This is a genomic window from Kitasatospora sp. MMS16-BH015, from assembly GCF_002943525.1.
Lineage (GTDB): Bacteria > Actinomycetota > Actinomycetes > Streptomycetales > Streptomycetaceae > Kitasatospora.
Window position 1 is genome coordinate 731,676 of sequence record NZ_CP025394.1, and the last position, 25,619, is coordinate 757,294.

Genomic DNA, 25,619 nt, shown 5'->3' on the forward strand with positions numbered 1-25,619 from the left:
GTGAGTGCCGGTCAGACGATCGGGCCGCCGTAGAACGGGCCGTAGTAGGAGCCGTAGCGTTCGCGGTACTCGGGGTCCTCCTCGTGGGCGCCCTGGTCGTAGTCGGGGCCGTTCTTGATCTCGTCCTTGGTGCGGTCGACGTAGATCTTCTGCTCCTCGTGGTCGACCCGCTGGACGGTGGCGGCGGGGAGCAGCACGTACTTGCCGAAGATCCACGGACCGGTGTCGACCACGAGGTAGGTGGAGCCGACCTCGTGGGAGTGCTTGTGGACCTTGCCGATGTGGCCGTCGGTGGCCTCGACGTGGAAGCCCGCCAGGTCGCTCCCGGGCACGTAACCCGTGGTCGGGCGGTAGTCCCAGATCTGCTCGCCACTCATCTGGCTTCCTCCTGTATCGAGCTGTATCGAGCCGTCCGGGCCCTTCCCGGACGGCGTTCTCCCTGCCTCGGCTGCCCCGCCTTCCGGACTTCATGCCCACCGGTCTGCGGGGTTTCCACCCGCCGGTTCACGCGTTCGAATGGCCGGAGTGGGCAGACGAAGGCGCGAACCGACCCCTCGGTCCGAGGAGATCGACCATGATCCTGCTCGCGCTGCTGCTGCCCCCGGTGCTCCTGCTCAGCCTGGTCCTGCTGGGCCGGCTGGAGGACCGGATGTTCGCCCCGCGCCGGGGGCGGCACGCCCTCGGGGCGGTCAGTCCGCCGCGGTCTCGTCGGTGATCACGGCGAGCAGGCCGGGGCGCCCGGCCTCCTCGAACCGCCGCCGCTGCCGGACGGCGCCGTTGCCCGCCAGCAGCAGCCGGTCCAGCAGCGGGGTGACGGTACGGGCGTCGCCGAACTCCTCGAGGACGGGGCGCAGGTACGCCGACAGCTCGCGCACCAACACGGCGGCCGGCCGGGCCAGCCCGCTGACCGGGTCGTGCAGCAGGTCGGCAAGGCCGTGGCGAGCCGCGTGCCACTGGGCCGCCTGCAGGCTCTCGGGCGTCCGGTCCGGAGCGGCGGTGCCGGCCGCGTGCTCCCGGAGCAGGGTGACCACCAGCGCCCGGGTCAGCCCTGCCAGCAGCACGGCCTCGTCGGCGCGCAACTGCACGTCCATGCACCGGACTTCGATGGTCGGGAAGCGCGCGGAGAGCCGGGCCTGCCAGTACACCTGGCCCCGGTCGCGGATCAGCTGCGCCTCCAGGAGGTGCTCGATCCGGCGGTCGTAGTCGGCGGCGTCGGCGAACTGCGGCGGGATCCCGCTGACCGGCCAGCGGCCGAACACCACCGTGCGCCAGCTCGCGTATCCGGTGTCACTGCCGTACCAGAGCGGGGAGTTGGCGGAGAGCGCGGTGAGCACCGGCAGCCAGCCGCGCAGCCGGTCGAGCACCGCGACCCCCGCCTCGGGATCGGGCACCGCGACGTGCACGTGCATGCCGTTGATCAGCGCCTCGTCGGCCAGCCGGGTGACCCGGCGGCTGATCGAGTGGTAGCGCGGTGCCGCGGTGATCGCCGGCGGCACCTCGCCCGCGAACGGCGCCGTGCCGCAGGCGGCCAGCCGGCAGCCGCTCTCCGCCGCGGCGGCGGCCAGCACGTGGCGCAGCCGCAGCAGGTGGCCGCCCACCTCGGCGAGCTCCGAGCAGACCGGGGTGGCGATCTCCACCTGGGCCTGCAGCAGTTCGTGCTGGAGCTCCGCATGGTCCACGGCGGGGTGCAGGCCCGCCCGCCTGCGCACTTCGTCCACCCGGGGGACCGGGAGCCCCGTGCCCGGGTCGAGCAGCAGGTACTCCTCCTCCACTCCGAGGGTGGGGCGGCCATGGTCGGTCGGTACGGGTCCGCCGGTCGGTGCTTCGTTTCGAGGTGCCATGGCTCCCGGCTACCCGGTCGCGCCCGGCGGACACCCGGCCGCCCCACCCTGGGGTGGAGCGTCAGTGGGTGAAGCGGTGGCGCCAGGACGGCCGCTTGTGCCGCGGCAGGTCGTCCACCGGCGGCGCGGCCGGTCGGCCGGTCGGGACGGCCGCGCTGCCGGCACCGGTCTGTTCCGGGGCGCCGTTGCGTGCGGCCAGCCGGGCCGCCTGCAGTTCGACGTTCCGGCGACGCGCCCGGGCTCCGCCGGTGAAGGCCAGCAGGCAGCCGAAGGCGAAGACCAGGGCGAGGCCGGCCAGGAAGACGGCCAGGCTGTTCATGGTGGCGATGTCGTTGCCGAGCACGGTGACGGTGTAGTCCGGCCCGCCGCCCAGGTTGTCGGCGATGGCCAGGCCCGTGAAGGCCCCGGCCGCGCCCAGCAGGATCAGTCCGAGCAACAGCATGTCGATGGACCCCTTCCGCGTGGATGCGTTCCAAGCAGCACTCTGTTCCGAGCAGCGCTGAGTTCCGAGCAGCACTGTGTTCCAAGCAGCGCTGCGTCTACCCCGGACCGCCCCGCTCATGCCCGCCCCGGCCGGGGCGGCGGCGCTCAGGCGGAGTGCTGGAGGCGGTGGTGCCGGGCCCGCCAGGCCAGGGACGGCCCGCTGCCCGTGTCGGCCGCCGCGATCAGCAGACCGCCGAGCATCGAGAGGTTCTTGAGGAAGTGGATCCGCTGCTGGGCGCGCTCCTGCTCGTCCTCGGCCTCCCAGAAGCGGTGCCCCGCCCAGGTGACCGGCACCAGGGTGGCGGCCAGGGCGGCTGCGGCCGGGCGCGCGAAGTGCCCGGTGGCGAGCAGGCAGGCGGCGGCCACCTGGACCCCGCCGTTGAGCCGGATCGCCGTCCGGGTGTCCCGTGGGACGCCCGGCAGTCGGTCGGCGAGACCGCGGACCACCGGTGCGGCGGCCGGCTCCAGCCGTTCGGGGCCGGCCAGCGCACTGGCACCGCCGTGCAGGAACATCGAGGCCAACATGGGCCGCGCGAGAGTTCTCATGATGGACATGCCTCGCGTATCACCGGCCCGACGCAGGTCAACCCTCCCGAGGCCACCGAGCCCCCGGCCCGAGCCCGCTCAGGCCGAGAGCCGCTCCGGGCCCTCGTCCTCCTCCGCCGAGAACCGGTCGGAGCCCGCTGCGCTGGCCCGCGCCAGTTCCTCCAGCGAGGCGCCGAGCGCCGCCGCCAGGGCCGCGACCGTGAAGAAGGAAGGGGTGGGCGCCCGGCCGGTCTCGATCTTGCGCAGGGTCTCCGGGGAGAGCCCGGCCGCCGCGGCCACCTCCACCATGCTGCGGTGGCCCCGGGCGGCGCGGAGCAGGGCCCCGAGGCGCTCGCCCCGGCGCCGCTCGGCGGGCGACAGTGGAATTCTGACCATGGCCGGATCCTAGAGGAGTGCGCCCGAACTGCCCTTGCCGTCCTGGGATTCCGTCCCGCCCGGGCGGCGGGTGAGCACCAGCGGGCCCTCCTCCGTGATGGCCACGGTGTGCTCGGAGTGGGCGGTGCGGGAGCCGTCGGCCGAGCGGATCGTCCAGCCGTCCGGGTCGTAGGTGATCTTGTCGGTGGTCCTGCAGAACCAGGGCTCGATCGCGAGGGTCAGGCCGGGGCGCAGCTTCAGCCCGCGGCCCGGGCGGCCGTCGTTGGGCACGTGCGGCTCCTCGTGCATGGTCCGGCCGAGGCCGTGCCCGCCGAACTGGAGGTTGACCGGGTACCCGTGCTCGGCGGCGACGGCGCCGATGGCCGCCGAGATGTCACCCAGCCGGTTGCCGGGCCGGGCGACCGCGATGGCGGCCTCCAGCGCGAGCTCGGTGGCCCGGACCAACCGCAGGTCCTCCTCGGCCGGGGTGCCGACCACCACCGAGTACGCGGAGTCCGCCACCCAGCCGTCGATGCCCACCGCGATGTCCATGCTCAGCAGGTCGCCGTCGCGCAGCTTGTACTTGTGCGGCAGCCCGTGCAGCACGGCGTCGTTGACCGAGAGGCAGATCACGTTCCGGAACGGGCCCTTGCCGAAGGAGGGCGCGTAGTCCCAGTAGCAGGACTCGGCCCCGCGCTCCTTGATCAGGCGCCGCGCGTGGTGCTCCAGGTCCATCAGGTCGACCCCGACCTTCGCCAGCTCACCCAGCTCTGCGAGCAACCCGCCGATGAACCGGCCGGTGACGTGCATCCGCTCGATCTGGCCGGGGGACTTGATCTCGATCACTGACGACCCTCTGCATTCCGTCTGGACATCGACCGGTCAAACTATACCGGTATAGCTATACCGGTCGACATCCCCGCCCCTCGGGCGCCACCCGGCGCCACCTGCACCGCCGGGATACCCAATTGACGCGCCATCACCACACCCACCGGCACCACGGCCACCCCGCAGTTGCTATCGTGCGGGTACCGCTGGGGTGGAGGGGGTGGCACAGTGGCCCGCGTGGTCTGCGTGCACGGGATCGGTCAGCAGCACGGGGGTGAGCACGCCCTGCACGGCGCGTGGCACCCGGCCCTGGCCGACGGGCTGAGCCGGCACGGGGCGCCGCCGCTGCGGCCCGAGGACCTGCGCTGCGTCTTCTACGGCGACCTGTTCCGCCCGCCCGGCCGGGTGCTGGCGGCCCAGGACCCGCCCTGGGACGCCACCGATCTCGACCCGTACGAGGCCGAACTCCTGCGCGAGCTCTGGGCGGAGGCCGCCCGCACCGACCCGGCCGTGGCCCCGCCGGACGCCCGCACCCTGGCCCGGGCGCCGCGCTCGGTGCAGCACGCACTGGACGCGCTCAGCCGCTCCCGGTTCTTCAGCGGGCTGGCCACCCGGGCACTGATCGCCGACCTCAAGCAGGTGCGGGCCTACCTCTGCGACCCGCAGGTGCGGCCGCTGGTGCAGCACCGGGTGGCCGAGGCCGTCACCCCGGACACCCGGGTGGTGATCGGCCACTCGCTGGGCAGCGTGGTGGCGTACGAGGCGCTCTGCTCCCACCCCGAGTGGCCGGTCCGCTCCCTACTCACCCTCGGCTCGCCGCTCGGCATCCGCCACCTGGTCTTCGAACGACTGCGCGCGACGGGCGAGTTCAAGCCCGGTGACTGGCCGGGCGGGATCTCCCGGTGGACCAACCTGGCCGACGAGGGCGACGTGGTGGCCCTGGTGAAGGACCTCCGGCCGCTCTTCGGCCCCCGGGTCGAGGGCCACCTGGTGCACAACGGTGCCCGGGCCCACGACGCGACCAGGTACCTGAACACCGCCGAGGCCGGCCGGGCCGTCGCCGCCGGGTTCGCACTGGAGTGACCCGGCACCTGATCGCCGTCGCGGTCACCCGGGTGGCCGGCCGCCCTGACCTCGACCGGCCCGAACTGGCCGAGGACGTCCAGCGGTTGGAGCGGCTCTTCGGCGCCGAGCTCGGCTACCGGCGCGCCACGCCGCTGCGCCTGGACCCGAGTCGCGAGCAACTCACCAGGGCCGTCCGCGCCTTCGCCCTCGCCCCAGAGCGAAGACCGGAGGACCACCTGGTGCTCTACCTGGCCTGCCACGGCCTGGTGCACCCCGGCAGCGGCGAGCACTACCTGCTGCTCGCCGACAGCGACGAGGACGATCTGCGCGGTACCGCCTTGCGCACCGGCGAGCTGGCACAGCAGTTGCAGCCGGTCTGCGGCAGCGGCGTCCGGGAGCTGCCGGCCGCCGACTGGCCCACGGCCGGCCCGGCCCGGCCTGGTCGCACTCAGCCGATACGGCGTCCTGGAGCACTGGGATCTCGATGCCGCCCCGGGCCCGGCCACACCCCTGTGGCGGGCCGCCTGGCACAGCACGGACCGACGCACTCGACTCGCCCGGGGCCCTGACGCAGGCGGCGGTCCCGATCTCCTGCGGTCCCGCAAGGTGACGGATGACGAACTCTCCCTGCCCGAACCCGTCCCGGGGCCGGTCGAACCTCTCAAGTACATCCTCAGGCCGCCGGCCGCGCCAGCAGCACCCGCCCGCTCAGCCCGGCCAGCAGCAGCCCCACCACCATCGCCTCCAGCGCGAGCGCGGGGCCGCTGCCCCACTGCACGTTCGACGCCCGCCCGGCCAGCAGCACGCCGACGGCGACCGCCACCCCCGGGAGGGCGACCAGGGCGGCCCGGAGCCGGCCGAGGTCGTCCTCGACCAGTGAGCCGAGCACGCCCACCCCGAGGGCGAGGGCCCAGACGCCGAGCGCCTGGGCGTCGGGCCGGCTGACGGCCCAGGGCACGAAGCCGCCCCAGAAGCCGGGCAGCACCAGCAGGCCCAGACCGATGCCGGTCCAGGCGGAGCCGAGCACGGCCAGCGCGGGCCGGCTCCAGACCGGCAGCGGGGCGGCCGTCGCCAGGTAGGGGCGGGCCGGGCGGCGGTACTGCAGGGCCAGGCAGAGCAGCGCGACCAGCGCGAGCAGGCAGGTGACCGCGACCCAGCCCAGGCTGAACAGCACCACCACGATGTTGCCGCCCTTGGCCACGTGCAGCGCACCCGCGTTGACCACGGTGACCGCGAACTGGCCGACCAGCACCACCGCGGTGGGCAGCACCAGCGCGCGGGCCTCCTCCCAGCAGCGGGCCCGGCCGACCAGGAAGAGCCCGGGGGCCACCCCGACCATCGCCGCCCCGATCACGCCCGGCCCGAGCGGCCCGGCCGAGTGCCAGGGCCCGAACGCGTGCCCGGCCAGCCCGGCCCCGGCCATCGCCGCTCCGGTGAGGATGCTGATCACCGCCACCACGGCGGCCAACAACGGCACCGCGGGCGCGAGTTCGCGCCCGCCCGGCGCAGCCGTCCCCTGTGCGGCTGCGCCCGCCCCCGCCGTACCGTCCGTACTCATACCCACACTGCCCTTCGCCGAAAAGACCCGAGCCTCGCCTCGAAGCCCCGGGCCTGCCCACGGAGGCCCGGGCCCGACCGCCGTCAGGCGGCCGGCACCACCGCGCTCCCCGCCAGTGTCACCGTCTCGGCGGCGGGCCGCCGCCGGACCACCTCCCGCGCGTACATCAGCCGCACCGCGACCACCGCCGTGGCGAAGAACGCGAGCATCCCGCAGCCGATCCCGACCCCGGCGGTCAGGGCCGTCAACTCATCGACGCCCAGAGCGTGTTGGAAGACCAGCGCCGCCCCGGCGGAGAACACCGGCGCCAAGCCCATCGCCGTCAGGTGCACGCCCCACTCCTCACGCGCCCAGGCCCGGCCCTCCCGGCCGGCCACCGCCCGGCGCCACACCATCACCAGCGCGCAGGCCACGTAGGGCACCACGTACCCGAGGAACTGCTGGCGCCCCTCCGCACCCGAGCCGACCAACTCCACGCCCAGCCACGCGATCCCGGCCACCCCGGCGAGCTGCGCCCCCACCACCACCGGCACCGGCGCCCAACTGCCCTCCGCACCGGGCACCTTGGCCCGCCGGTCGAGCGCTCGGGAGCCGAGCAGGGCGCCGAAGGCGACCAGTGAGCCGAGGTGGGTGAGGGCGATCCGGTTGATCGCCGTCATCGACTGGCCGGGGAAGAACCAGGGCAGCACCATCCACTCGATCCGCAGCAGCGGAGCGGTCATCAGGTAGCCGTAGCAGAGCAGCATCCACCGCTGGTGCGCGGCGGGCAGCCGCCCGATCGCGGCCAGCACGCCCAGGAGGGTGCTCAGCACGGTGCCGACCAGGATGGTGGCGAGCACGATCCAGAACGCCTCCCCGCCGAAGGCGTCCTTCGGAGCGGTGCGGGCCAGGTAGACGGCGGCCCCGCCCATCGAGACCAGCACGGTGAGGGCGTAGACCACGCCGAGGGCGCGGTGCAGCCGCAGCCGACGGCGGACTGCGGTGAACAGCTGGGCCGGGCCCAGCAGCATCAGCAGGCCGCCGAGCACGGTGTGCACCACCAGCGCGGCCAGGCTGTGCGCGTACGGGCCGGTACGGGTGGCCAGCGCGTCGGCCATGTACCGCGCCGAGACGGCCCGGGCGAGCAGCCACTGGCCGATCGCGGGCGCCTGCGGGTCGGCGTACGGCCAGATGTCGGTCATCGCGATCGGCGCGTAGCCCACACAGACGGCGGTGATCGTGACGGCGGCGATCCGCGTCCATCGGGCTCGACTGGGACGGTTCACGGCGGCTCCTCTCGGCCTGCCACGACGATAGTCCTTTCTGGACTATCGGGACGGTAGTGTCCGACTGTCGAGGTGGTCAAGACCCTTGCGCCGACGCACTTTCCACCGCCGGCAGTGCCACTGTGCCGGGGCTCACCCCTCGCGGCTCTCCACCCACTGCCAGAACTCGACCATCATCCGCTCGTACCGGATGCCGAACTCCAGCGCCTCGCGCTGCCCCCGGCTCAGCAGCTCGCCGACGCTCTCGGCCAGGCCCTCGTACTCGTCCAGGGTGTGCCGGTGCTCGCGGACCTGGGTCGGCGCGAGCACCCGCGGGCTGCCGCCGAACCAGAGTTTGAGCACGCTCCGCTCGCGCGCCTCCACCGGCGCGAACTCCGGGTCGGCCAGCCACTCCCGCAGCGCGGCCCGGCCGGCCTCGGTCAGCCGCAGCCGCCGGCGGTTCCGGCCGCCCTCCTGCCGCACCTCGGAGAGCAGCCCGGCCTCCACCAGCCGGTCGCACTGCGCGTACACCTGCGCGTGCGGCATCGACCAGAACGGCGCCACCGTGCGCGCGGCCTCCACCTTCACGTCGTACGGGCTGGCCTCGCCCAACTGCTCGATGAAGCCGAGCACGAGGTACGAGGGCGTGGTCAAGCGGGTGTCAGCCATGCCCCGACCGTACCGTGCAGGCCCGGGCCGTACCGCGCGCCCGCCGGCTCAACTCTCCAGGTAGGCCACGCTCCCGCTGCGCCGGGCCCGGTCGATCTCGTGCAGGCGCCGGAAGCTCTTCGGCGCCATCAGCTGCGCCCACTCGTCGACGGTCTGCACCCGCCACTCGCTGTGCTCGTCGCTGAGCTCCACCCGCGCGAGTTGCTCGGGGGTCAGGCACCCGCCGTCGAACAGGAAGCCCACGTGGGTGCGCGGCCAGTCCGGCCGCCGGGCGATGAAGTGCACGCCCAGCAGGCGGGGTTCGCCCTCGAAGACCAGCCCGGTCTCCTCCCGGGTCTCCCGCACGGCGCACTCCCACGGGGTCTCGCCGGGGTCCATGTTGCCGCCGGGCCACTGCCAGGGCTCCTGGCTGTAGCCGGCCCGCAGCTGGAACGGGCGGCCCTCCTGGTCGGTGAAGTAGAGGCAGGCGTAGGAGGTGGAGTTGGCGATGGTCCGCACGTACTCCTCCGGCGGCAGCCACCGGTCAGATGCCACGGTCGGCCTCCAGTTCGGCACGCGAGACGGTCAGCACCCTGGTCACCCCGTCGGCGCGGGCGGCCAGCGCCGCCGCCAGCCGCTCGGCCCGGATCGGTCCCAACAGGGCGGGGAATTCAGCCGGTTCGGCCCAGCGGGCGGCGTCGATCTCGGATTCCTGCAGGGTCAGCTCGGTGTCGGCGGGGATGGTGCCGAGGTCGAAGTAGAGCTGCACGCCGGGCTGGTCGATGCCCTGACCGCTCGCCGTCACCCAGGAGATGCAGAGCAGCCGGCCCGCCGTCAGCTCGAGGCCGATCTCCTCCCGGGTCTCGCGCGCCGCGCCCTCGGCCGGCCCCTCCTCGGGCTCGATCATGCCGCCCACCAACTGGTGGTACGGCCGGAAGGACTTGACCAGCAGCGCCCGCCCCCGCTCGTCGGTGATCACGGCCCCGACCGAGGTGTACGCCCTCGGCAGGCTCGCGAGCCACTGCTCGCGCTCGACGGGTGGGGTCGACGGCATCCTGCGGCCTCCAACGGGGTGCGACGGCTCCGGGCCACCCCATCTTGCCAGCCCGGGGGCGGTCGGTGCACATGCCGGTGGAGCGGGCCGGCGTACCGGCCCGCTCCACCTCACCTGACGGTGCGGTACTTCAGTGACGAGTGATCAGGAGACGGTCACGTCGTCGTAGTAGGTGTAGGTCGGGTCACCCGCGTAGTTGTCGTCCTTGCTGGTGAGGGTCAGCGTGTAGCTGTGACCGGCCGTCAGGCTGCCGCTCGCGGTCTTCCAACCGGCGCCCTGGGTGCAGGTCTTGGCGAGGACGGTGGCCGTGGTGCCGGTGGTGTTGTCCTTGAGGGTGGCCGTGGCCCAGTCGTAGGTCACGGTGTCCGGGCAGGTGACGTTGTAGGCGAAGCTGACCTTGGAGCTGCCACTCGGGGCGGTGAAGGTCTGGGCGATCGAGGAGGTGTTGCTCGGGTTCGCCGAGCCGACCAGCGCGCCGTAGCTGCCGCTGTGCGCCGCCGAGGTGCTGGCCGAGGCCGAGCCGGTGGCCGTCCAGCTGCTCAGGCTGCCGGTCTCGAAGCCGCCGTTGACGACCCCGCCGCCACCGCCGCTGGTGGAGACCGTCCAGCTGAACGAGGCGGAGCCGGAGGCGTTCGTGGTGTCCTTCGCGGTGACGGTCACCGAGGAGGTGCCGGTCGCGGTCGGGGTGCCGGAGATCAGACCGGTGGCGGAGTTGATCGAGAGCCCGGCCGGCAGGCCGGTCGCCGAGTAGGTGAGGGTCTGGCCGGAGGCCGAGTCACTCGCCCTGACCTGGAGCGAGACCGCCGTGTTGACGATGCTGCTCTGGCTGCCCGGGTTGGTCACCGTGACGGTGTTGCCCTGGCTGCCGCCCACGATCGGGTGCGAGATGGCGCAGGAGTTGGTGTCGTTCGACCAGCTGGCCTGCTCGGCGTAGGTGCCGAAGGAGCCGAAGGAGATGTTGGCCGCGCCGCCCGCCGTGCCCGGGGAGAGCCAGGCGCACTCGTCGGAGTTCTCCTGCCCCTGGTAGGAGCTGCCGGAGACGTTGTTGGTCCAACCGCCCGCCGGGTTCTGGTCCGACATCATCTCGTGCCACTCGTGACCCAGGGTCATCGTCCAACCGTCCAGCGTGCCGGGCGAGTTGACGAAGCCGACGCCGCAGCCGGCCCCGGAGTCGATGTTGTACGGCTGGTTCGAGAAGGCCACGTCGCCGTACGGGGAGGTGACGGCGCCGCCGGTGAGCGTGGTGTCACCGTTGTAGTCGTGCCAGGCGCAGTACTGGTTCTGGTAGTTGTCGGGGTTGGTGCCGTGCGGCGACAGGATCACGTAGTACGCGTCCCGGTTGGACGCCGCCGTGGTGTTGCCGAAGTGCCCGGCCGCGTTGACGGCCTCCTGGCCCAGCTGGTGGCCGCTCGCGGCGCTCGGCGAGGCGGCCGCGTTGTCGTACCAGACGCCGGCCAGCACGCCGCCGGTCTGGTACGGGATGAAGTTCGCGTTGGACGGGCAACTCGTGGCACCCGTCGCGACGTTGGGGCCGTCACACCACTGGGTGAGGTCGGCCGACCAGAGCTCGCCGTTGGTGCCGATGCCCTTGAACATCTGCTGGGTCGCGCCCGCCGCGCCGGCCGAGTCGCCGGAGAACTTGGCGTTGCCGTTGGCGTCGGTGGTCTGGGTGCCCCACTGGTTCCCGTAGAAGACCAGGTAGACCTTGGAGTGCCCGCTCTGCACGCCGATCCCGTCGATGCCGCCGCCGTAGGAGAGGGTCTCCGGGCCGGTCGCCACGTTGGGCGTGGGGTGCTGGGCCGCCCAGCTCTGCATCTTGGCGTGCTGCTGGATGGTCGGCACCACGCCGTGCCGGTAGCTGTGCTGGTACGCCGGGCTGTACGGGTTGACCACAGCGCCGCCGGTCGAGGGGGCCGGCGCCGGCGCGGAGGCGAAGGCCATCGTGGCGCCGGTGACGAGCGAGAGCGATGCGAGACCGGCCAGAGCCAGTCGGGCCGCACCGCGGGTGTGGGGGGTACCCATGTGTGGGGGGATCCTCTCTCCATTGCAGATCGCCCGTCGCCGGTCGGCCCGGGCGGTGCACTGCTGGAACAAGGCAGCGCGGCACACCACTCGTGGTGCCAACTGTGCTCACTGGCAGTCGATTTGACCGCGTGACAGCTGGTGGGCCGCGCTCACTGCGGTGAAGCAAACCAGCCTTGACCGACGACGGTCAACGGTTTTCGCAGCCGAGCACGGCCCCACGGCGACATTCAGAGGAAACTGAGAAGTTGATCCCCACCACACCCCTCGGGGAATTCAGGCAAAGCCTTTTTCAATTGCCCGCATCGGAATTCCACATTCTCATTCCGACTTGGCAACTCCCTTACCCGGGAGCAGGGTTGGCGATTACCGACCCGCTATGACGGGCAGCTCCTTGGACATGCAGACGCACTCCGGCGCATCCCGGTAGACCCCGAACCCGGCCATCGGCTGATAACCCTCGGAGGCGTAGAGCCCGAGCGCCTCCGGCTGCTCGGTGCCGCTCTCCAGCACCAGCCGGGTGCGGCCGGCCGCGCGGGCGGTCTCCTCCAGGTGGCGCAGCACGGCCCGGGCCAGCCCGCGGCCCCGGGCGGCGGGTGCCACGTACATCCGCTTGAGCTCGGCGTCGCCCTCGCGCAGGCCGTGCTCGTTGGGCTCCTTGGCCCGCCAGCCGCCGCAGGCCACCGGCCGCCCGTCCAGGTAGGCCACCACGAAGAGGCCGGCGGGCTGGTCGAAGTGGTCGGGGTGCATCACGGTCACGTCCATGTCGCCGTAGCGGCGGACGTACTCCTGCTGCACCTCTTCGGCCAGCTGCTGCGCATCCGGGTGGCCGTACCCGGTCGTACGAATGTCCATGGCCGCCACCCTACGCGGCGGCCATGGACTCCCCGGCGATCACCACCCCGCCGGAGCAGCTGCCGGGGCGGGGCTCAGCGGGCCTCGAACCGGGCGGCCAGGTCGTCCTTGCCGAACATCCGGGCCGTGTCGATCGCCGAGGGGGTGCCCGCCTTCGGGTCGGCGCCGCCGTCGAGCAGGGCGTCGATCACGCCCTGCTCGCCCTTGAAGACGGCTCCGGCAAGGGGGGTCTGGCCCTTGTCGTTGACCCGGTCGGGGTCGGCGCCGCGCTCGATCAGCAGCCGGACCGTCTCCTCGTGGCCGTGGTACGCGGCCAGCATCACCAGGGTGTCGCCCCGGTCGTTGGCCAGGTTCGCCGGGGCACCGGCGTCCAGGTAGGCGGCCAGCACGGCGGTGCCGCCGGTGCGGGCGGCGTCGAAGAGCTTGCCGGCCAGCTCGATCACGTCGGCGTCGGGGTGCTGCCCGGCGGCGGAGCCGGACGAGGCGGAATCGGTCATGGAGCGGGCCCTCCCGTTTCGTGTGGCGCGCCGTCTCCCGGGCGCGTCGTTTCCGGTGCCGTCCGGCCTGCGGCCGATCCGACGTACCGCACCGTAGCGGACGACACGCCGCCACGGTGGTAACGCATCCGTTCGGGCGAATTTCCCTGCGCGCGAAACCCCCTTCTCCGCCCCCGCTCGCCCCGCCCGGGCCGCCCCGAGGCTTCGCGCGCGTACGACCCGGTCTCCACCCCGCCGGAGAAACACCCGTTTGCCACATTCCATCATCTATTACTTTTTGTCACGATAAGGACACTTTCGGTAACACCATCGAACACACCTCTTTTTCCAGTACGTCCCTGTCCCCCCTCTCCGAGGAGCAGACGCGTGATCCTCTCCATCTCCGGCATCGTCCTGTTCGGCACCATCACCTTCCTGTTCTTCCGACGGGACGGCCTCAAGCCCTCGCATGCGATCGTCTGCGCCCTCCTCGGCTTCTACATCGCCGGCTCCTCCATCGCGCCCAGCATCCAGGCGGGCGGCGCGAGCCTGGCCAGCCTGCTCGGCGGCCTCAAGTTCTGACCGGCCCACCGGCCCACGCCGGCCCGGGTGCGGCCCCCACCGCCCCGGGCCCACTGCCGTACCCACCGGCAGCCGAACCCCCGTAGACCCTGCCCGCCCTCGACCCGCCGGGGAGACCCCAGGAATGTCCCTCAACCGCCAGCTCAGCCGGGGGCGCGACTTCGCCCGCACGGCCGGCGACCACGCCGCCGACATGTTCGCGCCGCTCACCATGATCGGCCGCGGGCTGCGCAGCCACGCCGACTGGGCCAAGGGCCGCTGGGCCGCCACCCCCAAGGAGCGCCGCGGCCCGACCCTCTTCCTCACCGCCGCCGCCCTGCTGGGCGTGGCCCTGCTGCCGCACGGCCCGCTCTTCGCGCTGATCGCGCTGATGGGCAGCGCCGCCTGGGCCGGCCGCCGCCCCAAGGCCGTGCCGCCGCCCGCCCCGGACCTGGCCGGGGCCAAGCTCGCCGCCCTCTACGCCGCGCTCACCCCCTACCTGGGCGGTTTCGACGACGCGGCTCCGCTCTACCACGCCGAAGGCGACCACAAGGACGCCTTCGACTCCTGGACCTTCGACGAGGAGGGCCGGCTCACCGCCCTGGAGCTGCGCTACCCGCTCTACTTCACCGACACCGAGCCGGGCGCCCGGGCCCGGATCGAGCAGGTGCTCCAGGGCAAGGCCGGCCGCTCCCGCGAGTACCGCTTCGACTGGGACGAGGAGCAGAACAAGCTCCGGGTCACCGCGCTCACCCCGCTGGCCACCGACATCCCGGCCCAGGTCTTCGTCACCACCCCCGGCGAGATCGTGCTGGGCTTCACCGACGCCCAGGGCAGCAGCCGCACCATCCCGGTCACCCAGGCCGGCGTCACCGTCCAGCAGCCCCCGGTGGTCTGGCGCACCGGCTCCCGGGCCGCCGAGCCGCACCTGCTGGCCCTCGGCGCGACCGGCTACGGCACCTCCTCGCTGATCCGCTCGATCGCCCTCCAGGCGCTCCCGCACGGCGATCTGGTGGTGATCGACGGCGCGGGCACCGGCGAGCACGCCTGCCTGGTCAACCGGCCCGGCGTGCACACCGTGGAGACCAGCCTGCACGGCGCCGTGGCGGCGCTGGAGTGGGCCGCCAAGGAGACCGAGCGCCGGCTCTCCGCCCTGAACGCCTCCCGTCAGTACGGCGTCCCGGCCCCGCCGGACGTGACCCGCCCGCTCTGGCTGCTGCTCGACCACCCGACCGAGCTGAGCGAGCTGGCCCAGGCCGAGGGCCGCCCGGACCCGCAGGACCTGCTGGAGGTGCCGCTGCGGCACGGCCGGGCCGCCCGGGTCACCGTGGTGATCGCCGACGGCCTGGACGCCCGGGACCGGATCTCCCCCAGCGTCCGCGCCACCACCCGGGCCCGGGTGGTGCTCGGCCCCGTCCACCCCGAGCTGGCCGCCGAGGCGCTGGGCGTGCCGTTGGACATCTGCCCCGCCTCGCACACCCCGCCCGGCCGCGGCTACGCCCGCCTGGGCACCGCCGCCCCGGTCCGCCTCCAGGTGCCGGTCACCGCCGACCCACTGGACGACGAGGCCCCCGCCGCCGACCGGGACGCCGTGATCGCCCTCCTCCCGCACCGCGACACCCGCGAGGAGGCCCCTGCCCCGACCACCGCCGTGCTGCTCGACAAGGCCGTCCTCCTCGACAAGACCGCGACGCGCCCGAACCCGGCGCACGACTACGACGTGCGCCGATAAGCTGGGGCCGCCACCGCCGCAGAATTTGATCACGCTGTGCACAATTTGTGATACTCAGGGTGATAATTACGCTCAGATGTGACAAATCGGGCGACGGTGGGTACAAACAGGGGCGGCACGACAGGCGACGCATATCCCGGGACGGGAATCTTCGTCGAAGGCCGAGCGTTGACCGAACGACGATGACAGCGACCACTAGTCCTGTGGGCCATAAGCCCGGGAGGCACGATTCATGAGCGAGCGAGCTCTCCGCGGCACGCGACTCGGGGCCACTAGCTACGAGACCGACCGTGGAATCGATCTGGCTCCCCGCCAGACCGTCGAGTACGCATGTCAGAACGGACACCGATTCGAGGTGCCCTTCTCCGTCGAGGCGGAGATTCCCTCGATTTGGGAGTGCCGCTTCTGTGGCCAGGAGGCCATGCTCCTCGACGGAGACGAGCCGGAGGAGAAGAAGACCAAGCCGACGCGCACCCATTGGGACATGCTGATGGAGCGCCGTACGCGTGAGGAGCTGGAGGAGGTGCTGGCCGAGCGGCTGGCCGTGCTCCGCTCCGGCGGGATGAACCTGGCGGTCCACCCGCGGGACACTCGCAAGAGCGCCTGACGCAGAGTGACCGAGAAGGGCCCCGGGCAGCCGCCCGGGGCCCTTCTCGTGCTACCCGCTCACTTGCTTTCGGGGTCGACCACCTTGGTGGCGGGGTCCACGACCTCGCCCTGGATCACCTTGCCGTCGGGGCGGTGGATCCGCAGCTGCTCCTGCATCCGCATCGCGTCCGCGAACGGCGCCGCCCCGGCCGGAGCGGCCGTGCGCAGCGCGGTGGCCGTCAGCCGGCGGCCCAGGGCGCGCCAGAGCGCGCGGGTGGGCGGCAGCAGCAGGGTCAGCGCCACCAGGTCGGAGAGGAAGCCCGGCAGGATCAGCAGCACCCCGGCCAGCACGGTCAGGCTGGTGCCGGTCTGCGGCTGCTGCGGCTGCGGGGCTCGGGTCTGCTCCATCGCGGCGGCGAAGGCCCGGCGGCCGGCCCGCTTGATCAGCGAACCGCCGAGGACCACGCCCGCGATCAGCAGCATCAGCACGGCGAAGCCGCCGAGGTAGCCGGCCACCACGGTGAGCAGCCAGATCTCCAGCACCAGCCAGGCGGTCAGCAGCAGGGGCAACAGCCGCCGGAGGCGGCTGCGCGGGGCGGTCGGGGCCGGGGTGACGTGCTGGCTCACGGTACGGATCCACTCCATCGCGGTGCCGCCCTCGCGCCGCCCGGCCTGCCCGGGCCGCCTTACGGCACCACTGAGGTCAACGACTCGGCCTCGGCCGGTGTTCCGCCGCTCGGCCCGTCGCCGCCGCGTCCGCGCAGCTCATCCCGGTTCCCCCGGGACCGCCGCCCGGCCAGCAGGCCCGCAGCGGCCGCCAGCAGGCCCGCGATCGCCACCACCCACTCCGGGGTCGCCCCCAGCCGGTCCGCGACCGTCTTGCCGTCCCGCAGCGGCACCGTGGCGCTCAGCTCGGCAGCCGTCAGCTCCTCCGTCCGCTGGCTGACCGTGCCGTCCGGCTCGATCACCGCGCTGATCCCGCTGGTGGCGGCGATCAGCACGGCCCGGTCGTGCTCCACCGCGCGCAGGCGCGACATCGCCAGCTGCTGCTCCGGCTGCCCGGTCTCGGCGTACGTGGCGTTGTTGGTCTGCACGACCAGCACCCGGCCGCCGTCGTTCACGGTGTCCCGGACGATCTCGTCGTAAGCCACCTCGAAGCAGATCACGTCCCCGATCCGGGCCGGCCCCAGCTGCATCACGCCGTTGCCCTGGCCGGGGTAGAAGTCCCGGGCCACCCGCTGCAGCCGGGTGATCACCTTCGACAGCTCGGCCCGGAAGGGCACGTACTCGCCGAAGGGCACCGGGTGCTGCTTGGTGTACGAGGCGCCGGGCCCCTTCACCGGGTCCCAGACGATGCCCTCGTTCTGCACGTGCTGGTTGTCCGGCCCGTCCACCAGCGCCCCGACCAGGGTCGGCACGCCGACCGCCTTCACGGCCTGGTCGATCCGGGCGTACGCGGCCGGGTCCAGGAAGGGGTTGAGGTCGGAGGAGTTCTCCGGCCAGATCACCACGTCCGGCTTGGCCACCTTGCCGGCCTTGACGTCCGCCGCCAGCCGCTCGGTGGCCGAGGCGTGGTTGTTGAGCACCATCATCGGCCGCCCAAGGAAGTCCATCCCCGGCTGCGCCACGTTGCCCTGCACCAGGGCCACCTTCACGGTGTCGTCCGCCTTGGTCGGCACCGGCACGGCGTACCCCGCGAGGATCGCGGCCGCCGCCCCCGCCCCGGCCAGCGCCGCAGCCTTCGGGGCCCGGGCGTCCGTACGGAGCCTGAGTGCGCCCCAGGCGAGCAGCGCACCCGAGAGCGCCACCGCGAAGGTCACCAGCGGAGCCCCGCCAATCGCGGCCAGCGGCGTGAACGGGCTGGCCGTGTTGGCGAACGCCAGCCGCCCCCACGGGAAGCCCCCGAACGGCAGCCGGTCCCGCGCCCACTCCTGGGCCACCCAGAGGCAGGCCGCCCAGAGCGGCCAGGCCCGCAGCCGCGAGCTCATCGCCAGCCCGGCGCCCATCAGCGCCACGAAGGCCGCCTCGATCGCCGAGAGCCCGACCGTCGCGTCCCAGCCGATCACCCGCAGCCAGCTGAGCAGCAGCAGGAAGAACGGGAACCCGAACGCGAACCCGGTCCAGGCCCCCTGCCGCCCCGTCCGCCCCTTGGTCAGGAGCGACAACGCCCCGACCCCGACCACCGAGAGCGGCCACAGGTCGTATGGCGGAAACGAGAGCCCCAGCGCCAGCCCGCCGACAACGGCCAGCCCGGTCCTCGGCAGGCCCGCCCGTATCTTGGCGAGGCGGCGGCTGACTGCGGATTCTTGCTGCATCAGCGAACCGTACAGCACCTTCTGAACCGACCGGCAGCTGCACTGTCAGGGGCGCGGGGAACGGCGCGGCCAAGCACCCCCGACCGCTGTCTTACGCCGATGCCCGGTTGCACTATCCGATGACGGTGCAACCGGCTCCCAGCGCGAGATGACTCGGTGGCTTCTCCCGAACCGCGCAGTTCCCCGCGCCCCCGATAGTGCAGCTGCCCGACGCCCCCGAAGAGATCTACCTCTGGAAAACCGTCTTCCCCCGGACGACGGTCCGCAGGCACTGCGGCAGCGGCTCCCCCGGGGTGAGGTCCGGCAGGCCGGGGGTGCCCGATCGGGGGTCGGTGGACCAGCCCGCCACTCGCGAGTCGGGGGCCTGGACGACCAGGTCATCGGCGGCCCAGATCGCGTAGCTGGCCACCGCGCCGGGGACCAGCACGCCGTCCTGGTCCCGGCCGATCGCGCGCCAGCCACCGCGGGTGTGCGCGGCGAACGCGGCCCGCACCGAGATCCGGTGCTCCAGCGTCTGGTGGAAAGCGGCGGCCCGCACGCTGCCCCACGGGTCGAGCGGGGTGACGGGGGCGTCCGAGCCGAAGGCCAGCGGGACGCCCGCGCGCAGCATCGCGGCGAACGGGTTCAGCTCCGCCGCCCGCTCGGCGCCGAGCCGCTGGACGTACATGCCCTCGGGGCCGCCCCAGGCGGCGTCGAAGGCGGGCTGGACGGAGGCGGTCAGGCCGAGCTCGGCGAAGGCGGCGACGGCCTTGTCGTCCAGGGCCTCCGCGTGCTCCACGCGGTGCCGCAGGGCCTTGACCCGGGCCAGGCCCAGCCGGTCGGCGGCGGTGCGGACGCCGTCGATGACGGCGGCGAGCGCGGCGTCGCCGATCGCGTGGAAGCCGGCCTGCAGGCCCGCCTCGGTGCAGGCGGTGACGTGGTCGGCGACCTGCTCGGCCGTCAGGTAGGAGGTGCCGGTGTGCTCGGCGTCCGAGTAGGGCGTGTGCAGGCAAGCGGTGTGCGAGCCGAGGGCGCCGTCCACGAAGAGGTCGCCACCGGCGCCGATCGCGCCCAGGCGGCGGGCGGTCTCGACCCCGCCGCGCTCGGCGAGCTCGCCCCAGTAGGCGAAGACCTCGGGGCCGTCGGTCTCGGCGGCCAGCTCCAGCAGGGCGGCGAGGTCCTGCTCGGAGGCGATCTCCGGGCCCGAGCACTCGTGCAGCGCGCCGATGCCGAGCTGGGCGGCCCGGGTGAGGGTGGCCAGCTGGGCGGCCCGCCGCTGGGCCGGGGTCAGCCGGGTCAGGGCGGCCTGCCGCACGGCGTGGTGGGCGTCCTTGGTGAGGGGACCGTCGGGGTGGTACCCGGCGGCCTCGGCCAGGCCCTCGGTCGCCGAGCGCAGGGCGCCGGAGGCCAGCGCGGAGTGCACGTCCGTGCGGGAGAGGTAGAGCGGGGCGCCGCCGCAGGCCTCGTCCAGCTCGGCCAGGGTCGGCGGGCGGCCCTCCGGCCACTTGGTCTCGTCCCAGCCGTGGCCGATCAGCACGCCCTCGGTGGCCGCCGCGAACTCCGCGATCCGCCGCAGCGCCTCGGGCAGCGAGCGGCAGTCCGTCAGATCCAGCCCGGTCAGCGCCAGCCCGGCCGAGGTCGCGTGCACGTGCGCGTCCACGAAGGCGGGGGTGACCAGTGCCCCGGCCAGCTCGATCACCTCGTCGGCGGTCGCGGCGTACGTCTCGGCGGCGCCGTCACTGCCGACCCAGGCGATCTGCTCCCCCTCCACCAGCATCGCGGTGGCGAACGGGTCGGCGGGGCTGTGGACATTGCCGCCGCGCAGCAGCACGGTCCGGTTGGTGCGTTCGGTCATGGGGACCAGTCTGCACCCCCACCAGCCGTGCTACAGACGAGGGGGGCGCGCCTCGTAGGGCGTGGAGAGGACCACCGTGGTGCGGGTGGAGACGCCGGCGGCGGAGCGGATCCGGGCCAGCAGGTCCTCCAGGTCACCGGGGGCGGAGACCCGGACCTTGAGGATGTACGCCTCCTCGCCCGCGACGCTGTGGCAGGCCTCGATCTCGGGCAGGCCGGCCAGGCGGTCGGGGGTGTCGTCGGGGGCGCTCGGGTCGAAGGGCTTGACCGAGATGAAGGCGGTCAGCGCCAGATCGACGGCGTCGGCGTCGATGATGGCGGTGTACCCGCGGATCACCCCGCGCTGTTCGAGGCGCCGCACCCGCTGGTGCACCGCCGAGGTGGACAGGCCGGTGGCCTTGCCCAGGTCCGTGTAGCTCATCCGGCCGTCTTCGAGCAGCAGCTGGACGATGCGTTGGTCGAGATCCTCCACAAGGCGCAAACCTACTGCCCCGGACGGCCCCCTGCCGACCACGCCCGTCGGAGCGCCCCTTGCACACCGGGGCGCGCGCCGTTGGCATGTGCCTGCGGAATGTGGTCAAGGACACACCGGTTGCATTTTAGTGCAACCCTTCGCAGGGTTATGACGCCCCGTCGGCGGGAAGTGCTGCTGGTGGCCGCGTCCGGACGGGTTGCGGCCCGATCCGAGGGGGATCACATGCCTGCCACTGACCAGCGCGCACGCGGCGCGGAGGACTCACTGCTCGACGCCGGGTACCCCGGGGTGGACCCGGGCGAGCCGGAGGACTGGGAGATCGTCCGGGTGCACTGCCCGTCCTGCGACCGCCCCATCGCGCTGATCGGCGACGAGGAGCGGCTCCCCCAGCACGCCGCCGTGCCGCGCCCCTTCCACCCGTTCTCCACCACCGTCTGCCCGGGCTCCGGCTCGGCGACGGACGACCTGACCGAGTGCGACGAGGCCGTCGGCCCGGACTGCCCGTCGGTGCTGCTCAGCCTCCCCAGCGCGCTCGACTGGCGCACCCAGCCGTTCTCGCACGCCAAGTAAAGCGCTCCGCGCCCACCGGACGTTGCACCATCAGCGGCGCGAGGAACTGCGCGAGGCCGGAAGAAGCCGAGTAGCAGCTCCCGCCAAGTAGCCAGTTGCACTGTCCAGGGGCGCGGGGAACTGCGCGCTGCGGAAGGCTCAAGGTCCGAGTCTTCCGAGCTCGCGCAGTTCCCCGCGCCCCTGATAGTGCAACCCCCCTACTTGGTGAGGTGACGGCCGATCACCAGGCGCTGGATCTGGTTGGTGCCCTCGACGATCTGCAGCACCTTGGCCTCGCGCATGTACCGCTCCGCCGGGTAGTCCTGGGTGTAGCCGTAGCCGCCGAGCACCTGGACGGCGTCCGTGGTGACCTTCATCGCGGCGTCGGTGCAGAAGAGCTTCGCCATCGCGGCCTCCTTCGAGAAGGAGAGCCCGGCGTCACGGCGGCGGGCGGCTGCGAGGTAGAGGGAGCGGCCTGCCTCGATCTGGGTGGCCATGTCGGCGAGCATGAAGGACAGGCCCTGGAAGTCGGCGATCCGGCGGCCGAACTGCTCCCGGGTGCCCGCGTAGTCGACCGCCAGGTCGAGCGCGGCCTGGGCCACACCGATCGCGCAGGCGGCGATGCCGAGCCGGCCCGAGTCGAGGGCCGAGAGGGCGATCTGGAAGCCCTGTCCCTCCTCGCCGATCAGGCGCTCCCGCCCCACCCGGACGCCGTCGAAGTGCAGCTGGGCGGTGGGCGAGGAGGTCATGCCCATCTTGTGCTCCGGCGGCGCCGCCGAGAAGCCCTCGGCCCCGGCCGGGACGAGCAGGCAGCTGATGCCGCGCGAGCCGTCGTCGCTGGTGCGCACCATGGAGCTGTAGAAGTCGGCGTGCCCGCCGTGGGTGATCCACGCCTTGGTGCCGCTGATCACGTACTCCTCGCCGTCCAGCTCCGCGCGGGTGCGCAGCGCGGCGGCGTCGGAGCCGGACTGCGGCTCGGAGAGGCAGTAGGCGCCGAGCTGCTCGCCGCCGAGCATGCCGGGGAGCCAGCGGTCGCGCTGCTCGTCGCTGCCGAAGGTGGCGAGGGCGTGGCAGGAGAGGGTGTGCACACTGACGCCGAGGCCGACGGCCAGCCAGCCGGCGGCCAGCTCCTCCAGGACCTGGAGGTAGACCTCGTAGGGCTGCTCGCCGCCGCCGTACTGCTCGCCGTACGGGAGCGAGAGCAGGCCGGCCTCGCCGAGGGTGCGGAAGGCGTCGCGGGGGAAGCGGCCGGCGGCCTCGTCCTCGGCGGCCCGGGGGGCGAGCTCGCGCTGGACCAGGTCGCGGGTGAGGCCGAGCAGTTCGCGGGCCTCGTCACTGGGCAGCTGGCGGTCGACAGGCTTGGCAGGAGCGGGGCTCATGAGGGCTTGGGCCTCCTCGATCGGGCACCGCGGACCTGGGGTGGCGGACGCGGCACGGGGGTGGACGCCCGACCGGCACCGGATTGCGGTGAACGGCCGTTCACAGGCGTGGCGATGCGAGTATGCCCGATCGGGGCGCCGCCGTCACGGGCCCGGGGCACACCTTCGCAGGTCGCCGCCCCTGCCGGCCCCGCTCCGGCCCCGGCCGAACACCTAGGCTGGGCGGGTGACCGCATCCGAGCTGCTCCCCCTCGCCGACCGCCTCCGGGCGCTGCCGCCCTCCTGCGGGCGGGTGCGGCTGATCGGGGTGGACGGGCACGCCGGGTCGGGGAAGACCACCTTCGCCGGGCGGCTGGCCGAGGCGTTGGGCGGGGCGCCGGTGGTGCACCTGGACGACCTGGCCACCCATGCCGAGCCCTTCGGCTGGGTCGGGCGGCTGCGCGAGCAGCTGATCGAGCCGCTGGCCCGGGGCGAGGTCGCCCGGCACGGGGTGTACGACTGGGTCGAGCGGCGGTTCGCCTCGGTGCGGGAGGTGCCGGCGGCGCCGGTGGTGCTGGTGGAGGGGGTGGGGACCGGGCGACGGGCGGTGCGGCCCTGGCTGGCCGAGCTGGTCTGGATGGAGCTGCCCGCCCCGGAGGCCCGGGCCCGGGGCGAGCTGCGGGACGGCCCCGAGCTGGCCGAGTTCTGGGTGGGCTGGGCCGCCGCCGAGGCCGCCCACTTCGCCGCCGACCCGAGCCGCCCGCACGCCGGCCTGCTGGTGGACGGCCGCACCGGCCGCCCGCTCGACACCCGCGCGGACCGAGCCACGGACCGAGCCGCGGACCGCGCCTAGACCCTTCGCGAGCGCCGCACCGACCCCACCCGTACCGGGTTCTGACGGGCTGCGCCGCAGGGCCTTGACCGCCCGGTGTGCCCGAAATAGGTTCTCCCCGTGGCGGGATGCCGGTCCGTCCCGCACCCGCAGAGCTGCGGCGTTCTCGGCTCCTTCCCCCGTGAGCCGAGGGCGCCGCACTGCTCCCGCTCGGCTCCCAGGTAGCGATCAGGTGGCGATCAGACAGCGATCAGCTCGCGACCAGCCGGGGGTCAGGATTTCCACCTGGACCCCAACCACCCAGTGGCGGCTTTGATTTGAGCCTGCGCGGCACCCTTCCGGATCAGCTCCGCGCCGGTACGATTCCTCATGACGACGCGGACGCGTCTCGGGGCGTCGCGGGTCCGGCACTGGCCACGCCCGGCACCGGCCCTCGAAACACACACCGGGGGGCGTGAGTTGACAGTGGAGAGTTCAGAGCAGCCCGGGGCGAACAGACTGGCCGACCGGGCCTGGCTCCGTGCGATGGACGCCTACGCCGCAGGCGCGTACGCGCGCGCGGAGGAGGAGTTCCGGGCGGCCGTCCGGCTCGATCCGGGGATGGCGGACGCCTGGCTCGGCCTGCACGCGCTGCGCTGCGACACCTCGGGGGCCCTGCTGGCGATGTACCGGCACCGGGAGCGCTTCGGCGAGCAGCGGGCCCGGCACCGCCGGCCGCTCAGCTCCTGGTACTGGCTGGGCTGGTGGGTGCAGCCGGTGCTGGAGGACGCCCGGGACCTGACCCTGGCGCACGCCTCGCACTGGCTGGACGGGCGCCATCTCACCGAGCTGGACCGGGCGTTGGCGGCCTGCCCGCCGGTCGACCAGGACACCTCGGTGCGCTTCCTGCACGCCTGCCGCTCCTACCTGCTCAAGGACTGGGAGCAGCTGATCCGCGACACCGACCGGCTGCTCGACGACTCGCTGCTCGGCATCGAGGCGGGCCTGTTCGGCGGCATGGCCCGCGTCCGGCTGGACATGTGCGCCCAGGCGCAGCGGCCGCTCTCCGCCTCGCTGGCCCGCTGCCGTTCGGAGCAGCCGCAGCGCAAGGAGCTGCGGTACTGGCTGGCCCGGGCCTACGAGGGGGCCGGCCGCAGCGCGGCGGCGCTGCCGCTCTACCGGGCGGTGCACCGGGCCGATCCGGCCTTCATGGACACCGCCGCCCGGCTGGCGGCGATCTCCACCGAGGACGGGCTGCTCTTCTGCGCCGACCAGGATCCGGGCGGGAGCCCGGGCGAACTCGGCCTCACCGAGCAGGAGTTCGACGGCGAGTACGGCTACGCCCCGACCGAGTACAGCGAGCCGGCCGAGCCCCCGGCCGACGCGGCGGCCGGCGAGGCCGAGCCGGCGGAGGGCCCGGCCGAGCCGCAGGCCACCCCCGAGCGGGCGACCGACTCCGCCGGGGCTCCGGGCGCCACCCTGCGCGCGGCGGGCCCGGCGGCCCGCTCGGCCCTCCAGCCGGCCGAGGCCGGGGCGGTCCGTGGCAGCCAGGGCCTGGAGGCGGCCCTCTCCGCCCTGGAGCAGATGGTCGGGCTCGACCCGGTCAAGCGCCAAGTACGGGCACTCTCGGCCCAGTTGCGGATGTCCCGGCTCCGCGCCGACCAGGGGCTGCCGGTGCAGCCGCCGAAGCGGCACTTCGTCTTCTCCGGCCCCTCTGGCACCGGCAAGACCACGGTGGCCCGCATCCTGGGCCAGGTCTTCCACGCCCTCGGGCTGCTCTCCGGCGACCACCTGGTGGAGGCCCAACGCGCCGACCTGGTCGGCGAGTTCCTCGGCCAGACGGCGGTCAAGGCGAACGAGCTGATCGACTCCGCACTGGACGGCGTGCTCTTCATAGACGAGGCGTACAGCCTCTCCAACTCCGGCTACAGCAAGGGCGACGCGTACGGCGACGAGGCCCTGCAGGTGCTGCTCAAGCGGGCCGAGGACAACCGCGACCGACTGGTGGTGATCCTGGCGGGCTACCCGGAGGGGATGAACCGCCTGCTCGCCACCAACCCCGGCCTGAACTCCCGCTTCACCACCCGGGTCGACTTCCCCAGCTACCGCCCGGCCGAACTCACCGCCATCGGCCGCACCCTGGCGGCCGGCAACCGGGACGGCTGGGATCCGGACGCGGCCGAGGAGCTGGCCAGCATCTGCGCCCACGTGGTCGGCGAGGGCTGGATAGACGAGCTGGGCAACGGCCGCTTCATCCGCACCCTGTACGAGAAGTCCTGCGCCTACCGCGACCTGCGGCTCTCCACCCTGCGCGAGCTCCCCACCCGGGAGGACCTCGCCACCCTCCGGCTGTCCGACCTGGTCCAGGCGTACGGGGAGCTGATCGACGGCAGGTCCTGACCCCGGAGCACCCGGCCCCTTGC

Annotated in this window: 28 protein-coding genes; 9 read left to right on the top strand and 19 right to left on the bottom strand. The window is 73.4% G+C overall.

All coding sequences use genetic code 11. The features are described 5' to 3' along the window. Positions 1–11: 11 nt before the first annotated feature. Positions 12–377, bottom strand: coding sequence for a PRC-barrel domain-containing protein (locus tag CFP65_RS03210; RefSeq protein ID WP_104814647.1), 366 nt, complete (start codon positions 375–377; stop codon positions 12–14). 197 nt (positions 378–574) lie between these two features. Here CFP65_RS03210 and CFP65_RS38650 point away from each other — a divergent pair, with 197 nt between their 5' ends. Next, positions 575–715 (top strand): hypothetical protein, encoded by a 141-nt coding sequence (locus tag CFP65_RS38650; RefSeq protein WP_158701999.1) that lies wholly within the window; start codon positions 575–577, stop codon positions 713–715. Here CFP65_RS38650 and CFP65_RS03215 read toward each other — a convergent pair. The 5 genes from CFP65_RS03215 to map all read right to left on the bottom strand — a co-directional run bounded on the left by CFP65_RS03215 (position 690) and on the right by map (position 4,070). Beyond that, positions 690–1,841: a glutamate--cysteine ligase gene (locus CFP65_RS03215; RefSeq protein WP_104814648.1), complete on the bottom strand. Its 1,152-nt coding sequence runs from the start codon at positions 1,839–1,841 to the stop codon at positions 690–692. The two genes, CFP65_RS38650 and CFP65_RS03215, sit on opposite strands and share 26 nt — an antisense overlap. 61 nt (positions 1,842–1,902) lie before the next feature. After that, positions 1,903–2,283 carry a hypothetical protein gene (locus CFP65_RS03220; RefSeq protein ID WP_104814649.1) on the bottom strand — a complete coding sequence of 127 codons (381 nt, stop codon included), beginning with the start codon at positions 2,281–2,283 and terminating at the stop codon, positions 1,903–1,905. 146 nt (positions 2,284–2,429) lie between these two features. Beyond that, complete coding sequence (locus CFP65_RS03225) at positions 2,430–2,837, bottom strand: DoxX family membrane protein (protein WP_371682352.1); 408 nt, start codon at positions 2,835–2,837, stop codon at positions 2,430–2,432. Positions 2,838–2,948: 111 nt separating this feature from the next. Further along, positions 2,949–3,245 (bottom strand): helix-turn-helix transcriptional regulator, encoded by a 297-nt coding sequence (locus tag CFP65_RS03230; RefSeq protein WP_104814651.1) that lies wholly within the window; start codon positions 3,243–3,245, stop codon positions 2,949–2,951. A 9-nt stretch (positions 3,246–3,254) separates the two neighbouring features. Beyond that, positions 3,255–4,070, bottom strand: coding sequence for a type I methionyl aminopeptidase (gene map / locus CFP65_RS03235; RefSeq protein WP_104814652.1), 816 nt, complete (start codon positions 4,068–4,070; stop codon positions 3,255–3,257). Between the two features lie 210 nt (positions 4,071–4,280). Between map and CFP65_RS03240 the strand changes: the two genes are divergently transcribed. Further along, positions 4,281–5,135, top strand: coding sequence for a hypothetical protein (locus tag CFP65_RS03240; RefSeq protein ID WP_174805498.1), 855 nt, complete (start codon positions 4,281–4,283; stop codon positions 5,133–5,135). Beyond that, the gene (locus CFP65_RS03245) at positions 5,132–5,686 is read left to right on the top strand and encodes a caspase family protein (RefSeq protein WP_104814653.1); all 555 of its coding nucleotides are present in this window, start codon (positions 5,132–5,134) and stop codon (positions 5,684–5,686) included. Before CFP65_RS03240 ends, CFP65_RS03245 begins: the two co-directional genes overlap by 4 nt. A 104-nt stretch (positions 5,687–5,790) precedes the next feature. Here CFP65_RS03245 and CFP65_RS42000 read toward each other — a convergent pair whose 3' ends face one another. The 8 genes from CFP65_RS42000 to CFP65_RS03285 all read right to left on the bottom strand — a co-directional run bounded on the left by CFP65_RS42000 (position 5,791) and on the right by CFP65_RS03285 (position 12,995). Then, positions 5,791–6,675, bottom strand: a complete 885-nt coding sequence (locus tag CFP65_RS42000; protein ID WP_158702000.1) for a hypothetical protein — start codon at positions 6,673–6,675, stop codon at positions 5,791–5,793. 83 nt (positions 6,676–6,758) lie between these two features. After that, positions 6,759–7,940 (bottom strand): DUF2306 domain-containing protein, encoded by a 1,182-nt coding sequence (locus CFP65_RS03255; protein ID WP_104814655.1) that lies wholly within the window; start codon positions 7,938–7,940, stop codon positions 6,759–6,761. A 132-nt stretch (positions 7,941–8,072) separates the two neighbouring features. Further along, positions 8,073–8,588: a helix-turn-helix transcriptional regulator gene (locus tag CFP65_RS03260; protein ID WP_104814656.1), complete on the bottom strand. Its 516-nt coding sequence runs from the start codon at positions 8,586–8,588 to the stop codon at positions 8,073–8,075. Positions 8,589–8,636: 48 nt separating this feature from the next. Further along, positions 8,637–9,122 (bottom strand): NUDIX domain-containing protein, encoded by a 486-nt coding sequence (locus CFP65_RS03265; protein ID WP_104814657.1) that lies wholly within the window; start codon positions 9,120–9,122, stop codon positions 8,637–8,639. Further along, a complete protein-coding gene (locus CFP65_RS03270; protein WP_104814658.1) occupies positions 9,112–9,621 on the bottom strand; it encodes an NUDIX hydrolase in 510 nt (169 codons plus the stop codon). The genes CFP65_RS03265 and CFP65_RS03270 overlap by 11 nt, the downstream gene beginning before the upstream one ends. 144 nt (positions 9,622–9,765) lie before the next feature. Continuing rightward, complete coding sequence (locus tag CFP65_RS03275) at positions 9,766–11,643, bottom strand: Ig domain-containing protein (RefSeq protein WP_104814659.1); 1,878 nt, start codon at positions 11,641–11,643, stop codon at positions 9,766–9,768. Positions 11,644–12,009: 366 nt separating this feature from the next. Next, a complete protein-coding gene (locus CFP65_RS03280; protein WP_104814660.1) occupies positions 12,010–12,498 on the bottom strand; it encodes a GNAT family N-acetyltransferase in 489 nt (162 codons plus the stop codon). 74 nt (positions 12,499–12,572) lie between these two features. Further along, complete coding sequence (locus CFP65_RS03285; protein ID WP_104814661.1) at positions 12,573–12,995, bottom strand: ankyrin repeat domain-containing protein; 423 nt, start codon at positions 12,993–12,995, stop codon at positions 12,573–12,575. Positions 12,996–13,361: 366 nt separating this feature from the next. On the opposite strand from CFP65_RS03285, the gene CFP65_RS03290 reads away from it, so the two are divergent. The 3 genes from CFP65_RS03290 (at position 13,362) to CFP65_RS03300 (ending at position 15,874) form a co-directional block, all read left to right on the top strand. After that, a complete protein-coding gene (locus tag CFP65_RS03290; RefSeq protein ID WP_104814662.1) occupies positions 13,362–13,556 on the top strand; it encodes a hypothetical protein in 195 nt (64 codons plus the stop codon). Positions 13,557–13,680: 124 nt separating this feature from the next. After that, positions 13,681–15,267 carry a hypothetical protein gene (locus CFP65_RS03295; protein WP_174805499.1) on the top strand — a complete coding sequence of 529 codons (1,587 nt, stop codon included), beginning with the start codon at positions 13,681–13,683 and terminating at the stop codon, positions 15,265–15,267. Between the two features lie 232 nt (positions 15,268–15,499). Then, the gene (locus CFP65_RS03300; protein ID WP_104814663.1) at positions 15,500–15,874 is read left to right on the top strand and encodes an RNA polymerase-binding protein RbpA; all 375 of its coding nucleotides are present in this window, start codon (positions 15,500–15,502) and stop codon (positions 15,872–15,874) included. A 59-nt stretch (positions 15,875–15,933) separates the two neighbouring features. Here CFP65_RS03300 and fxsA read toward each other — a convergent pair whose 3' ends face one another. From fxsA to CFP65_RS03320, 4 genes are all read right to left on the bottom strand, one after another. Next, a complete protein-coding gene (fxsA, locus tag CFP65_RS03305; RefSeq protein ID WP_104814664.1) occupies positions 15,934–16,500 on the bottom strand; it encodes an FxsA family membrane protein in 567 nt (188 codons plus the stop codon). Positions 16,501–16,541: 41 nt separating this feature from the next. Continuing rightward, the gene (lnt, locus tag CFP65_RS03310; RefSeq protein WP_104820625.1) at positions 16,542–18,170 is read right to left on the bottom strand and encodes an apolipoprotein N-acyltransferase; all 1,629 of its coding nucleotides are present in this window, start codon (positions 18,168–18,170) and stop codon (positions 16,542–16,544) included. 226 nt (positions 18,171–18,396) lie between these two features. After that, positions 18,397–20,004, bottom strand: coding sequence for an amidohydrolase (locus CFP65_RS03315; protein WP_104814665.1), 1,608 nt, complete (start codon positions 20,002–20,004; stop codon positions 18,397–18,399). Between the two features lie 30 nt (positions 20,005–20,034). Further along, positions 20,035–20,475: an Lrp/AsnC family transcriptional regulator gene (locus CFP65_RS03320; RefSeq protein ID WP_104814666.1), complete on the bottom strand. Its 441-nt coding sequence runs from the start codon at positions 20,473–20,475 to the stop codon at positions 20,035–20,037. Positions 20,476–20,700: 225 nt separating this feature from the next. Between CFP65_RS03320 and CFP65_RS03325 the strand changes: the two genes are divergently transcribed. Then, a complete protein-coding gene (locus CFP65_RS03325) occupies positions 20,701–21,048 on the top strand; it encodes a hypothetical protein (RefSeq protein ID WP_254552198.1) in 348 nt (115 codons plus the stop codon). Between the two features lie 197 nt (positions 21,049–21,245). Here CFP65_RS03325 and CFP65_RS03330 read toward each other — a convergent pair whose 3' ends face one another. After that, complete coding sequence (locus tag CFP65_RS03330; RefSeq protein ID WP_104814667.1) at positions 21,246–22,406, bottom strand: acyl-CoA dehydrogenase family protein; 1,161 nt, start codon at positions 22,404–22,406, stop codon at positions 21,246–21,248. 226 nt (positions 22,407–22,632) lie between these two features. Here CFP65_RS03330 and CFP65_RS03335 point away from each other — a divergent pair, with 226 nt between their 5' ends. Together CFP65_RS03335 and CFP65_RS03340 are read left to right on the top strand one after the other, a co-directional pair. Then, the gene (locus CFP65_RS03335) at positions 22,633–23,238 is read left to right on the top strand and encodes a uridine kinase (protein ID WP_104814668.1); all 606 of its coding nucleotides are present in this window, start codon (positions 22,633–22,635) and stop codon (positions 23,236–23,238) included. 504 nt (positions 23,239–23,742) lie between these two features. Then, entirely contained in the window at positions 23,743–25,596 is a 1,854-nt protein-coding gene (locus CFP65_RS03340) for an AAA family ATPase (protein ID WP_254552810.1), read from the top strand. The last annotated feature ends 23 nt before the right edge of the window (positions 25,597–25,619 follow it).

Bases quoted from the DNA above. Each gene is read 5' to 3' on its own strand.
- CFP65_RS03230 (WP_104814651.1), bottom strand. From the start codon at position 3,245: ATGGTCAGAATTCCACTGTCGCCCGCCGAGCGGCGCCGGGGCGAGCGC.
- CFP65_RS03315 (WP_104814665.1), bottom strand. From the start codon at position 20,004: ATGACCGAACGCACCAACCGGACCGTGCTGCTGCGCGGCGGCAATGTC.
- CFP65_RS03275 (WP_104814659.1), bottom strand. From the start codon at position 11,643: ATGGGTACCCCCCACACCCGCGGTGCGGCCCGACTGGCTCTGGCCGGT.
- CFP65_RS03280 (WP_104814660.1), bottom strand. From the start codon at position 12,498: ATGGACATTCGTACGACCGGGTACGGCCACCCGGATGCGCAGCAGCTG.
- CFP65_RS03285 (WP_104814661.1), bottom strand. From the start codon at position 12,995: ATGACCGATTCCGCCTCGTCCGGCTCCGCCGCCGGGCAGCACCCCGAC.
- CFP65_RS03325 (WP_254552198.1), top strand. From the start codon at position 20,701: ATGCCTGCCACTGACCAGCGCGCACGCGGCGCGGAGGACTCACTGCTC.
- lnt (WP_104820625.1), bottom strand. From the start codon at position 18,170: ATGCAGCAAGAATCCGCAGTCAGCCGCCGCCTCGCCAAGATACGGGCG.
- CFP65_RS03260 (WP_104814656.1), bottom strand. From the start codon at position 8,588: ATGGCTGACACCCGCTTGACCACGCCCTCGTACCTCGTGCTCGGCTTC.
- CFP65_RS42000 (WP_158702000.1), bottom strand. From the start codon at position 6,675: ATGAGTACGGACGGTACGGCGGGGGCGGGCGCAGCCGCACAGGGGACG.
- CFP65_RS03210 (WP_104814647.1), bottom strand. From the start codon at position 377: ATGAGTGGCGAGCAGATCTGGGACTACCGCCCGACCACGGGTTACGTG.
- CFP65_RS03270 (WP_104814658.1), bottom strand. From the start codon at position 9,621: ATGCCGTCGACCCCACCCGTCGAGCGCGAGCAGTGGCTCGCGAGCCTG.
- CFP65_RS03225 (WP_371682352.1), bottom strand. From the start codon at position 2,837: ATGTTCCTGCACGGCGGTGCCAGTGCGCTGGCCGGCCCCGAACGGCTG.
- fxsA (WP_104814664.1), bottom strand. From the start codon at position 16,500: ATGGAGTGGATCCGTACCGTGAGCCAGCACGTCACCCCGGCCCCGACC.
- CFP65_RS03340 (WP_254552810.1), top strand. From the start codon at position 23,743: ATGGACGCCTACGCCGCAGGCGCGTACGCGCGCGCGGAGGAGGAGTTC.
- CFP65_RS03330 (WP_104814667.1), bottom strand. From the start codon at position 22,406: ATGAGCCCCGCTCCTGCCAAGCCTGTCGACCGCCAGCTGCCCAGTGAC.
- CFP65_RS03300 (WP_104814663.1), top strand. From the start codon at position 15,500: ATGAGCGAGCGAGCTCTCCGCGGCACGCGACTCGGGGCCACTAGCTAC.
- CFP65_RS38650 (WP_158701999.1), top strand. From the start codon at position 575: ATGATCCTGCTCGCGCTGCTGCTGCCCCCGGTGCTCCTGCTCAGCCTG.
- CFP65_RS03215 (WP_104814648.1), bottom strand. From the start codon at position 1,841: ATGGCACCTCGAAACGAAGCACCGACCGGCGGACCCGTACCGACCGAC.
- CFP65_RS03295 (WP_174805499.1), top strand. From the start codon at position 13,681: ATGTCCCTCAACCGCCAGCTCAGCCGGGGGCGCGACTTCGCCCGCACG.
- CFP65_RS03220 (WP_104814649.1), bottom strand. From the start codon at position 2,283: ATGCTGTTGCTCGGACTGATCCTGCTGGGCGCGGCCGGGGCCTTCACG.